This window comes from Dyella sp. 01N36, assembly GCF_056399745.1.
Window position 1 is genome coordinate 1 of the sequence record NZ_JBFTRY010000028.1, and the last position, 12,271, is coordinate 12,271.

At 57.7% G+C, this 12,271-nt stretch carries 10 protein-coding genes; 1 reads left to right on the forward strand and 9 read right to left on the reverse strand.

The window, feature by feature from the left end; translation table 11 throughout:
• On the forward strand, positions 1-584 hold a 584-nt coding region (locus AC1DMG_RS08225), incomplete at its 5' end, for an SLC13 family permease (RefSeq protein ID WP_477180395.1).
• A gap of 63 nt (positions 585-647) precedes the next feature.
• On the opposite strand, the gene galE is transcribed toward AC1DMG_RS08225, so the two are convergent.
• From galE to AC1DMG_RS08270, 9 genes are all read right to left on the reverse strand, one after another.
• Entirely contained in the window at positions 648-1,673 is a 1,026-nt protein-coding gene (gene galE / locus AC1DMG_RS08230) for a UDP-glucose 4-epimerase GalE (protein ID WP_477175011.1), read from the reverse strand.
• 98 nt (positions 1,674-1,771) lie between these two features.
• Positions 1,772-2,932: a glycosyltransferase family 4 protein gene (locus AC1DMG_RS08235; protein ID WP_477175012.1), complete on the reverse strand. Its 1,161-nt coding sequence runs from the start codon at positions 2,930-2,932 to the stop codon at positions 1,772-1,774.
• A complete protein-coding gene (locus AC1DMG_RS08240) occupies positions 2,929-3,678 on the reverse strand; it encodes a glycosyltransferase (RefSeq protein ID WP_477175013.1) in 750 nt (249 codons plus the stop codon). The genes AC1DMG_RS08235 and AC1DMG_RS08240 overlap by 4 nt, the downstream gene beginning before the upstream one ends.
• A 416-nt stretch (positions 3,679-4,094) precedes the next feature.
• Positions 4,095-5,585 (reverse strand): murein biosynthesis integral membrane protein MurJ, encoded by a 1,491-nt coding sequence (gene murJ, locus AC1DMG_RS08245; protein WP_477179105.1) that lies wholly within the window; start codon positions 5,583-5,585, stop codon positions 4,095-4,097.
• Positions 5,576-6,784, reverse strand: a complete 1,209-nt coding sequence (locus AC1DMG_RS08250) for a glycosyltransferase family 4 protein (RefSeq protein ID WP_477180396.1) — start codon at positions 6,782-6,784, stop codon at positions 5,576-5,578. The genes murJ and AC1DMG_RS08250 overlap by 10 nt, the downstream gene beginning before the upstream one ends.
• Positions 6,781-7,908, reverse strand: a complete 1,128-nt coding sequence (locus tag AC1DMG_RS08255) for a glycosyltransferase (protein WP_477175016.1) — start codon at positions 7,906-7,908, stop codon at positions 6,781-6,783. The genes AC1DMG_RS08250 and AC1DMG_RS08255 overlap by 4 nt, the downstream gene beginning before the upstream one ends.
• The gene (locus AC1DMG_RS08260) at positions 7,901-9,241 is read right to left on the reverse strand and encodes an O-antigen ligase family protein (RefSeq protein WP_477175017.1); all 1,341 of its coding nucleotides are present in this window, start codon (positions 9,239-9,241) and stop codon (positions 7,901-7,903) included. The genes AC1DMG_RS08255 and AC1DMG_RS08260 overlap by 8 nt, the downstream gene beginning before the upstream one ends.
• 72 nt (positions 9,242-9,313) lie before the next feature.
• The gene (locus AC1DMG_RS08265) at positions 9,314-10,564 is read right to left on the reverse strand and encodes a glycoside hydrolase family protein (protein ID WP_477175018.1); all 1,251 of its coding nucleotides are present in this window, start codon (positions 10,562-10,564) and stop codon (positions 9,314-9,316) included.
• A gap of 108 nt (positions 10,565-10,672) precedes the next feature.
• Positions 10,673-12,109, reverse strand: a complete 1,437-nt coding sequence (locus AC1DMG_RS08270; RefSeq protein WP_477175019.1) for an undecaprenyl-phosphate glucose phosphotransferase — start codon at positions 12,107-12,109, stop codon at positions 10,673-10,675.
• Positions 12,110-12,271: the final 162 nt, after the last annotated feature.

Here is a 12,271-nt window from a genome sequence, read left to right on the forward strand (position 1 = left end):
GCAAAATCTGGCAGGCGGTCGGCTTCTTCCTTCTCGCCAAGTGCCTTGCCTTGTTCACCCACCTCGACCTTTCCGTGGCCATGATGACCGGCGCCATCGGCATGCTGCTCACCGGCGTGCTTAACATGGACGAGGCGTACAAGGCAATCAACTGGAAGACCATCTTCGTCACCGCCTGCCTGATTCCGCTGGGCTGGTCGATGGACGCCACCGGCGCCGCTGCGTGGCTTGCCCAAGAAGTGCTGCATCAACTGGGCCACACCAACCACTGGATCCTGCAACTGTCGCTGGCCATCCTCACCTTGCTGTTCTCGCAAGTGATGTCCAACGTCGGCGCCACCGTGATGATGGTCCCCATCGCCATCAGCGTCGCCGTAGCCACCGGCAACAACCCATCCGCCTACGCGCTGATCGTCGCCGTCTCCTCCTCCAACACCTTCCTCCTCAGCTCAGGCCACCCCGCCCTGATGATGATCGCCGGCCCCGGCGGCTACCGCGGCAAAGACTTCCTCCGCGTAGGACTGCCACTCACTGCGATTGTGCTGGTGTTGACGTTGGTGACGATTAATTTGATGTATCACTAGGCTTGCAAAAGCCCTAAGAAAGATCCGGCTCTTCATTGGCTCTCACTCAGAAGAGCCTGGGAGCTAAACCAATATCCGATCGTCATCCCGATTTATCGAAACTCTCGGATGCCCTTGAGATCGCTGGCTGGAGTGCCACCGCCAAGCACTTCCAACGATTTCGTCCAGACCGCAGAACTGCGGCTTCCAGCCAAGCTCGACGCGAGCTTTTGCGTTCGATGCAACGAGCACCGCTGGATCGCCTGGGCGCCTTGGCGCGATGTCATAAGCGACCGAGTGCTTCGTAATTCTTTCTGCAGCGGAAATCACTTCGCGCACCGAAAACCCTTTGCCGCTCCCTAGGTTGAATACGTGAGCGCCGTCGCGGTCAGACATATAGTCGAGCGCCAATTGATGCGCTTGTGCCAGGTCTTCAACGTGCACGTAGTCACGAACACACGTGCCGTCGGCGGTAGGGTAATCGTCCCCGAAGACCTTCAGACCAGCGCCACCTCCCAATACTGATCGAAGCACATTGGGAATGAGGTGAGTTTCCGGCTCATGCGCTTCGCCAATATCCCCATCTGCGCTGGCGCCGGCCGCATTGAAATACCGAAGGCAGACGGAGCGCAGACCATAGGCGCGCGCGGCGTCCGACAGTATCCGCTCTACCATCAACTTGCTCTGCCCGTAAGGGTTGATCGGGTTCAGTGGGTGGTCTTCGTCGATCACGCCGTGCAGTGGATGCCCATAGACCGCGGCCGTGGATGAAAACACCAATCTGTCCACTCCGTACTTGCGCATGACTTGGAGCAGATTGAGCGTGCCGCACACGTTGTTGGCGTAATACTCGTAGGGCATGGTCATGGACTCGCCCACAAGTGACCTAGCGCAGAAGTGCATCACGGCATCGATGCGGCGGCCGGAAAAGACATTCTCTAGCGAAGTGCCGTCCAGCAGATCAGCTTCAACGAAATCACCCCACTGGATAGCGTCGCGGTGCCCGGTCGATAAATTGTCGAGCACCGTCGCAGAGAAACCACGCACGGCAAGCCATTTGGCCATGTGGCTCCCGATATAACCGGCACCGCCGCAAAGCAGAATATTCATCGAGCCTCTCAACGAGCAAAGCCAAACCGACAAGTGACGCGCAATCCCAGTCTTCGGGCGGCGCCAGACGCTGGGATTTCGCGGTTCACGCTTAGGACTCAAATGTCCCGCAGCACTTCCGTCTCATCCGAAGGATTAGAACGGATCGCCAATACGCTTTGGACGAACAGATCAATCTCTTCACGAAAGCGTTTGGCCGAAAATTTCTCGGCATGGGCACGGCAGCTCTCGGCACTAAAGCTATGCCTCTTCGTTTCAAAGGACAGCACCGCGGACTTTACGGACGCTGCGCTTTGTTCTTCGAAGAACACTCCTGTCGGCTCGCTTCCGCTTGCACGAACGGTTTCGAGAGAGCCCCCTTTTCCAAACGCTATGACGGGCGTCCCGCAAGCCTGCGCCTCGACTGGAGTGATGCCAAAGTCTTCCTCGGCGGCGAAAACAAAAGCGCGTGCCTTGCCCATGAGTTCACGCAGGCGTTCATCAGATTGGTAGCCCAGGACCTCTACATTCTTTCCAGCCAGTGCCTTGATCTTTGCGTAGTCCGGCCCATCGCCTATAACGACCAATCGACAGTCGGGCATTTGGTTGAACGCTTCGACGATGAGATCAACCCGTTTATAAGGAACGAGGCGCGAAGCGGTGAGATAGAAATCCTCTTTCTCCTTGACCATCTGGAAACGATCGCAGTCAACCGGAGGGTAGATCACCTTCGCTGTTCTTCCGTAGACCTTCTTGATCCGTCGTGCAATGAACTTCGAATTGGAGACAAAGTGATCCACGCCTGGTGACGTACGTATATCCCACAGGCGCATTTTGTGCAGAAACCAACGCGCGAGCCACGCTTTGATCCCACGATCCAGATTGGATTCCCTCAGGTACTGATGCTGCATGTCCCATGCATAACGAATCGGCGTGTGCACATAGCTCACGTGGATCTGGTCGGGGCCAGTCAAGACACCCTTGGCGACGGCGTGCGAGCTGGATATCACCAGGTCATATCCGGAGAGGTCCAGTTGCTCGATGGCCAAAGGCATGAGCGGCAGATAACTGCGATACCGTCGTCGCGCGAAAGGGAGTCGCTGGATGAAGGTCGTGCTCACCTTGCGCCCCCCGATAAATGCACGCTCGTGATCGGGCAGGAAGTCACAAAGGGCAAACAGATCAGCCTGAGGATAGATCGTCAGTATCTGCTCCAGAACGCGCTCTGCACCGGCGTAGGTGACGAGCCAATCATGGACAACCGCAACCTTGATGTTCATCGAGCGGTCTCCGCGACGATCTTCAGCATGCGGTCCATGCGCGCCTCATACGTGTGCTGGCGAGCCAGACCCAACCTATCGTCCAGGCTCGCGCAACGACCAGACAATGCATCTGAAATGCCGTCAATGAACTCGTGAGCGGATTTGGCAAGGCACGCGTGCTTCTCGTATGCCTTGAGCGAGGCTAGCGATGTACTGACGACTGGCCGGCCCGCAGCGAGGTATTCAAAGAATTTCATGGGAAACATGGCCGCCGTATAGTCATTGAGCCTGTTCGGCAGGATCGCCACATCAAATCCTTTGAGATATTGCGGCAGCGCCGAGTACGCCCTCGGTCCCAACAAATGGATGTTCTTTGCGCTTTTCAGGACTGATGGATCGGTCCAGGGATCACCCTCGCCGACCTCGCCGATCATCACGAGGGACCACTCCGGCCGCTGTTCGGCCACTTGGCGCAGCAGGTCAAAATCGATCTTGTAGCCGCTGATTGCGCCAATGAAACCAATGCGAGGCCCGGGAATCAACGCCAGATCTGCCGGTATGGCCGTGTCGCCGCTCATGGCCTGCGAAAAATGGTCGTAGTCCGCAACGTTGGGCAAATAGTACGTACGCGGATTGATTTCCCTGCGCGACAGCTCCAGCGTGGTGGACGTCACGAAGACCACGTCAGCCTTTTGGACCAGCTCGCCTTCGGCTTGCTCGAGGACAGAGACCGGCATGCCCGGCTGAGCCTTTATCTCGTCCACACAGTGATACACGACCCGCGGCCAAGAACGTAAGCGAAGCAGCTGATCGCTGAGAGGGTTGTACGTCCACAACCATGCGTCTCCCAGCCCGAGCCATCGCTTCCAGCACCACAGGCCCATTTCAAGGAGGCGCCGATTCAGAGCGCGAACAACTGGCAGGCCATGAAAGGGAAGCAAAATGGGGGACCAGACCCAGAGATTCGGGCGCACGCGTCGTGGCGACCGAACGCCCTTCCTGAGGCGCCGCAGAACACGTAGAAAGTCTCGCGAAGACAGACTAGGCCGACGCAAGCCCAAAGAATCCACGTAAAGAACACGAAAGCCGCGTTTGGCCAGACTCACCGCGACGTGCTGCTTATTGGTCCAGAACGGATTGTCCCAATCAGCCGTCGATAGGAGAACGATGTTATTTCCACTCATGCGGATCGGAGCCTCCACTTTCTCCACAAAGGCTGCAGGTCTTGGCGCAGGGCCGGCACAAGGGCGACATAGGCAATCCAATAGACAGCGAACAGAGCACCTGCGCTTACGACACCCGCCCAACCACGTGAGGGAATCAACAAGGTCATCGGGCCATAAGCGGCCGAACCTACGGCAAGCCAGATCAATCGCGAAGCGACCAGATATTGCACACCAAGGGCCCGTGCACTCAAAGCTAGAAGAACTGCGCCGTAGACGCATCCTCCCAAGCCCAGTACCACCGGTCCGAGCCATCGATAAAGCCCGAAATTGACAGCTGCGTTGCACACCAGGGCGATCGCCATAAAGCGAAATACTTCCCTGTTTCGCAACTGCGCACTGAGTGCCTTCATCAAGACATAGCTCACAACTTGCGCCCAGAATCCAATCGCGAAACCCCAGAGTATGGTTTTCGTGAGCGTCGTCGATGCTTCGCCGAAGTTCCCCCGCTGATAGATGATCGAAACAACCAGTTGGCCATGCATAGCCAAGGCGACAGACACGGGAATCGTCGCCAGCAGCAGAGGTGGGATTACACGAGCCAGCAGTTCCGTCGTCTCGGAAGCACTCATACGGCTGATCGCAGATAATCCAGCCAGGCCAAGCGGCACCGCCAGCAGTAGCACGCCCGTATCCGTAATGAACTTGGCATAATCAAGCGCTGCAGAGACATCCACACCGAGGAGCGACGCGACAGCACGCTCAGCCGCAATGTTTCCTTGCAATAGTAAGGGGAGCAGTAGCAGCGGTTTGACGACGCCCCAGAACTCCGCACCAATGCCCCGCATCTCGACTCGCGTCAGCCCTTGCGGTCGTGGCGCCCACCCCCGTCGTACTACACGTATGCCACCCCACAACGCAAAAACCAGGTAGGCGGCCGTGAATCCCCATGCGAGAAGCGAGGGCGCCTGCAACACATAGGCCGCGAGCGTGCCCACTATCATCCCCGCGCTCTGTAACGTAGCGCGCGCTGATGCCAGACCGTAAGAGCCGTGCCCCATCTCGAGGTACGAAAAAAGGCCACCGGCGATATAGAACGGCACGCCTAGACCCATGATTCTGACGAACTGGATCGTTTGCTCTCGTTCGTCTCTGCCAAATCCCGGGACGAGAAGGCTGATCCAGCTCGATACGCCCAATAAAAGAATGCCCAACACCACCAACGATGCCAGGAGCAACAGCCCGGCCACCCACCAGAAAAGGGCGCCGGCTCTCCTGGGATCTATCTGGTGATAGCGGCTATATAACGGCAGAAATCCGGCCGACAGACTATCGGCGGTGAAGAAGTTCACCGGAATTAGGGTTGCGGACTGGGCAGCGCGCAGTGCGGCGACCACGCCGGACGTACCAAACAGTGCCGCAAGTAGCACCTCGCGCAACGCACCGACCAGCTTGCCTGCCAGTGAGCCCCAGAACAGTTTCAATGATGCCTTCAGCACTACAGGCATCTCCGTGGTTCGAGCGCCTGCCTAGCCTCGACGAGCTCATCGAAGAGTCGTCCGTATGCGCGAGCACACCCAGCCAGCGAATACTCCTCTTTCAATACCGGAGTGAACGCGAACGGCATCGCCAAGGCGGATGCCATTGCGTTCGCTACAGCTGGGGCGTCGCGTGGGTCGACCTGCAATACGTGGGTGTCACTGGGCTTGGTATCCACCTCGAACAAGTGACTGGAGATCACCGACGGCAGTCCGCAAGCCAACGCCTCGAGCACATTCAGCGGCAAACCTTCGACACGCGTAGTCGAAAAGAGCATCACGTCGGCGCTCTGGAGATAGGACGCTATTTCCTCGCGCTCAACGCTGCCAGTGAAGCAAATTTTCTGCGCAAGCCCGAGGTCCTCGGCCTGCTGCTTGAGCGCGTTGAGTTCGGGTCMATCACCAATGATAAGGTATCTTGCGCTGCCCACGCGGGTGGCCAACAAGGCGAACGCATTGATGCCAAGGTGCACTCCCTTTTGCTTGTGCAGGCGGCAAGCTGTGACTACGACCTTCGCGTCATCAGGCCAGCCGTTTTGAGCACGCAACGTGGTCCGACGAGTGGCTGACGCCTTGAATTTCCCAGTATCCACGCCGTTTGCGATGGCATGAATTCGCCGACTATCGATGGACCAGCTGTAGGGCGGACATCGCAAGTCGTTGGCCACGGCCTGACCCACTGCAACGATGGCATCGAATTGACGATAAGCGAGTGAGTCTTTGACCACCCAAAGCAGGTTTCGTAGCGACGTTAGGAGAGCCTTGGCGGAGAGCGTTCTCCACTTGGAAACGGCTTCGCCCCAGGACGTTCCATGTGCCTGCATGACGAAGGGCGTGCCGGGCATCTTGTCGCGCAGCGGCAAGAGACCTATCGCACCGGCGCTGATGCTGAGCACCACATCGCAGTCGTCCATGAGGTGGCTCTGGAAGTACTCCCTCGATCTTCGCCACCAGCGTGCACCGTAGCGACGCCAGTTGGTTCCAGGCACGGCAAAGATGGCTACGTCTTGATCGACGAACCGCTCCGATTTGCCCTTGATCTCCGTAGTTAAGATGCTGACGCGCGCGCCCGCATGGACGAATTCGCGCGCAAGATCCCAAGCGACTGCCTGCATACCGCCAATACTGTGGTGAGGCAACACGCGCGTAAGGATCACGAGATGCTTCATAGCAGACCCCGATAGATTTCAGACAGCACGGCAGACTGCTGCGCCAAGTTGAACTGCGTCTCTACTCGACTCCGTGCAGCGGAACCCAGCTGATCTCTCAGCGAAGCGCTTCCGACCAGAGTGCAAAGATGATCAGCCAAGGCATTGGCATCTCTCTCATCGGAGAGCAGGCCTGTGACTCCATCCAATACAGCCTCGGGAATACCTCCATGCCTGCTAGCAACAACAGGAATGCCCGCTGCCGCGGCTTCCAGAAGGACAATGCCAAAGCCTTCCGTCTCTCCGGCTTGAGTGGTGTTGCTCGGCAGGCAAAGCACCCAGGCGCGTCGCATCATCTCCACTACTTCCGCGTGTGAGCGAGCACCAAGAAAACGGACTCGATGGCCCAGGCCGAGCCAGTTAGCCATGGAACGAAGTGACGATTGGAGAGGACCGTCCCCAACCAGATGTAGTTCTGCCTCGGGATGACGGCCTGCGAGCGATGCGAAGGCCTTCAGCAGAGTATCGACGCCCTTCACCTCCACATGGCGACCCACGTGGAGGATGAGGGGGACAGGCGATTTCAGCCCCGGCGTGATGCCGTCGGTGTCTACGCCGATGTAATGAACGCGTGTTCTGGCCTCGGGAAACCCAAGCTGCAGCACTTTGCCGCGAATGAACTCTGAAACGCAGAGAAACACGTCGCCACGGCGAGCAAGGACTTTGCGTCGCAACAGATAATTCATCCGGGCAGGTGAGCGCGAATGCAGATGAGCCCTCACGCTTGCCGTGGCGTCGAACCCGTGGAATGTCGTGACCAGAGGCACCGACATTCGGGAGGACACGCGTTCCGCGTACACAGCATCCACGCCGAAATGGGCATGAATAAGTTCGGTGCCACTGTCCCGAAGCAATCTTGTGACCGGCTCGGGATTCATCGTGACGGCATGATTCACCCGGCGCAGCAAGCTGCCCTTGGGCCAAAAGTCCGCAAGTGCGACGCTCTTCAGAGAAGAGTGACCCGGGCCAAGCCGTTCTCGCCCTATGAGCAAGGGGGAAACGCCAACAAGGTGCTTGGCCTGCTCCGCAATGAAGGGCTCTGACCGCTTAAACAGTTGGTGCCGGTAGATAGCGACATTACGCATTATTTCGGTCCGTCTTGGCGTCAAATGCCACGAGGCGCGCGCGAAACAACGCCATCATGGCGGCCAACACCGGCGCCATATGCGTTTCACCCAGCAGACCAAGGTTTTCACCCAGGCCCTGAGACGTCAGCCAGAGAAAGCCCATCCCCAAAGCCAAAGCGAGGCCTCGGCACTCATCATCCACGTGCCTGATCTGCGCAAACGCTCGCTTCAACACGGCGACGGCGAAGCACAAGCCCAGAAGCATCGCCAGAATGCCGCTTTGCGACCAGAGATAGAGAAACGTATTGTGCGGCGGAAAATTGGGCGAAAGCCCCACCTGCCGCGCGTACGCTGGAAACGTGGCCTGCCAGCCTCCAAAACCCTGGCCAAGCAACGGACTCTTCGCCAGGCTGCTCACTGCAAACTCCCAGATCAGGAAGCGAGTATCCGTCGTGCCTTGCACTTCGCTACCGAAGCCAGCTGCCGAGCTTCTTGTCTCAATGGGGCCCAGCAAGCCGAGGAGCAGCAGAATGACGAGCCCTCCGCTGATAGCCAGGAATCCTTGTGCCACACCACCCTTTCGGAACAAGTACAGCAGATAGAGCAAACCACACATTGCTCCGATCAGCATGATCCCCGCCTTGGAGCCCGTAAACGGAATCACCCCTATCAAGACAATCGAGCTGATTAGCAGCAGGCGGTCACCGTAGGCGCGCGACACACCGAAAAGCATCATGGCCAACATGCCAAGCTCCGTCGAAGCAACGTTGGCGTTGACAAAGCCGAAGCCTCCTGACTTCAGCGGGTCGAAAACGTTGTTCTTGCCATCCAAAAAGAGCTCGTTGAGCACGTTTGCGTTAATGAAAATGCTGCCTAGCGGTGATTGAAGGAAGCCCATCTTCACCAGAGGCAGCAAGCGAAAGGCAACAACGCTGAAAGCGAGGAAAAGGGCGGCCAACGCCATCAGCCTCGTGCCACGGACGATCCACTCTGCACCGCGGCGTGACTGCGCGGTAAAACCTGCGTAGACAATGAGAAAGCCGAGTAGATTGCTTAGTGCGGCAAGAGCAAGGTGCAGATCGACCGACCAACTAAAGCTAAGAATCGTCACCAACACTAGTCCCAGCAGCGCGAGCGTCGGCCGGAAGTTGATGATTGACCTCGCCTCCCTAATAGCGTCGGGCCAAAATGAGCACGACAAAACAAAGACGAGAGATACAGGAGAGTCGCCTAGGCCCAACCCAGGCGGATAGATCTGCAGAATGCTGCTCGGCAAGATAGCTGCGATGCGCCACCGTCGCGGAACCACTGGCAGCCCGGCGATCAAGGCAAGTACAACCAAGAATGACATCGACTTAGACCTGCTAGCGCTCTTGCACATCAAAAGTGAGGATGGACTTACAAGCGCCTCGACTACGGCGCATCAGAGAGGACGTTCACTACAAACTCCTTTGTCCACGGGCACCAGGATCGGCTCTTGCGTCAGATGCAACAGGTTCGAGCTGCCGTCCTTTACTCTTGGCCCGTCCTTGGGATCACACTCGATCTGAATTGACCCAGCCCCAGAGCCTGCATTCCAAGCAAGAAACCCTTGCTCCGGCCCATCGGCGGCAAGCAGGCGAATCGCTACAAAACCCTCTCTCAGTTCGGACTTTTCACTGAGCTCAAGATCGTGACTCCGAACAAAGCCCGCGATCTTCGCCATGGCGAGATAGGCCGGCTTGGGTGAGTAGTCTTGCCGCAGCAAACCGAAACGGCTTTCTTTGTCGGCAGGGTTGGCTCCATCGTCGACGAGGTCGTACCACCAGACCCCGCGGACATACGGCAAGGACATCAGTAGCGCAGTGACCCTAGTGGCAAAACCGCCCACCACGGACTCGGGCGTGCCGAATCGTCCTGTATTGGTTGGCCAGCCGATCTCAGTGATGTAGAAGTCGATGCTCGGCCTGCCTGTCATTCTCGAAAGCCTTGCCTGCAGGGCGCGGATATTCACCGCCACGTCCTCTGGCCCGAGCAGGCTACCCTTCTGATAGTTGTAGGGATGAACTGCGATCCCGTCGGCTTGTTGCAGCACGCCGAGTTTGGCCAATCTTTCATACCATCCCGGCTTTACACCCGCCCCGACCAAAAATCGTGTATCAGGAAAGGCGTCTTTCAGCGCGGGATAGACGCGTTTAAAGAAAGCCGCATAGTCCTCGGGGCTTCCATCAGGGAAACCACCGGTATGGTTGTCCCACTCATTCCAAATCTCAAACGTCTTCACGCGCCCATGGAAGTGACGAACGACGAATTGCGCGTAACGGACGAAGCCATCAATAGCCTCCGAAGAGCGCGGCTTGTCACCGCCGTCGTAAGACGGATTTCCATAGTCAAGGATGAGCACTGGCTGGATACCGCGCTTCAGGGCTTCATCCACGAAATGATCCCAAGACGCCGGCACTGCCATCTGTCCCTGGACTTGCTCCACGTACTTCCAAGCCGCGTCGGTGCGCACGGAACCAAGGCCGGCCCTCTGCACCAGATCCAACTGACTCGTCTGCGCATCAGCGCCGATGCCGATTGAGTGAACACCTACGCCGACCAACTTCGTCGACACTTGGGCAAGTGCAGGAAGCGCCAGCCATGAAGCCAGCAACGCGAGGCCCGCCTGCGCCAACAATTTGCACACTTTCATGGAATTCCGCCTGCCAATGAACAACTCGCAGGTCCAGAAATCGTGCGAGTCAACGAATCTGTTGGTCTAACGACATCAACGGCCGACGAGCCGTTGTGCCGAGCATGCTCAGTACGCGTTCTTTCCCCTCAGCAGAACCAAGGGGGTTCGAATGATGATTTTTATATCGAGCCAAATCGACCATTGCTTGATATAGGAAATGTCGCATTCGACGCGCTTCGCCATCTTCTCTAGCGTATCCGTCTCGCCGCGAAATCCCTGGATTTGTGCAAGCCCCGTCATGCCTGGCTTAACGCCGTGACGCTGCATGTACCCGCGCAATCTTTCGCTGAATTGATGGTTGTGCTCCACGGCATGCGGTCGCGGGCCCACGATAGACATGTCGCCGCGCAGCACGTTGATGAGCTGGGGGAGCTCATCGAGGCTGCTCGCTCGCAAAAATCGACCAAAGGGAGTAACACGGAAATCTTTGCGCTTGGCCTGCGTAATATTCCCGGGTGTTTCCGAATGCACTCGCATCGAGCGAAACTTCATCACTTCAAATTCTTTGCCGCCGAGTCCGTGGCGCTTCTGTCTGTAGATGGCGGGGCCTGGGGAACTAAGTTTGACGCCAAGCGCAATCAGCATCATGAGCGGTCCGAGGACTGCCACAAGAAGAAGAGCGATTGAACGATCCTCTACTGCCTTCCACAAACCAGCGTGGCCTTCGACCCTGCTGGAACGCAGGGTGATCACAGGCACGCCCGCAACAGCTGCAGCATGGTGGTTGATCAGCTCATAACCGAAGAAATCGGGTACCAGGCGAATCGTCGTAGGCGTATCCAGGGTCAGCTGCAGTATTTTCTGGATGGTTTCCTCGGCGCGCATGGGCAGCGCGATCCATATCTGGTCCGGGGCGCATTCGCTGACAATCGGCGCGAGATCAGGCAGCTCACCGAGATGAGGCACTCCTGTGATCTCGGCCTGATCATAGGGAGTACTAATGTAGCCAAGCACATCCAGGCCCAACCACGCGCTGTTGCGCGCAGCGGCTACGATGCGCTGTCCAGCCTGGGTACTTCCGATAACAAGCACGCGACGCGAATCCACGCCGCGTATACGGATGTGTCCAAGAAGCCAGCGCAGTGCCAGACGATCGATCGTCAAGAGCACCCCGGCGGCAATGAACCATGTACCGGCACCCACACGTGAATACGAGCCTGTCGTCTTAAGGGCCCAGGCCATGGAAAGGAGCACAGCCATCGTGGCTGACCACGCCATCCAAAGCCGCCCTATTTCGCGAAGTCGGCTTTCTCCTCGCCAACTACGGTAGAGACCCAAGGCAGGAAAGATCACCAGCACCAGCAAGACCGTCCGTATCAAACCGGAGACGTAGTGAAGGCCCATCTCAAGATTTCCGAACTCCAGGCGATAAACTGCCAACGCCACCAGAGTGATGACGAATACATCGCTCACTCGCAGCGTGATGTCCAGAAGTGCCGCGTATTTCGAAAAGAAATGGGATTCCGCTCTTTTCAGCTGCGGAAGACCTGGAATCGTCAACATTACCGCACTCCATCCATGTAGCTGTCTGCGACCGACGTGTTCTCACGGCAGCACCACGTTAGACACTGCTGCGGATCACCAGCGCAAGACCGCCCATCCTTCGGGCTGCGCCACTTGCTTTCATTGCCCCTCATTCACTCCCCCCGTGAAAGAGCCGCGAGA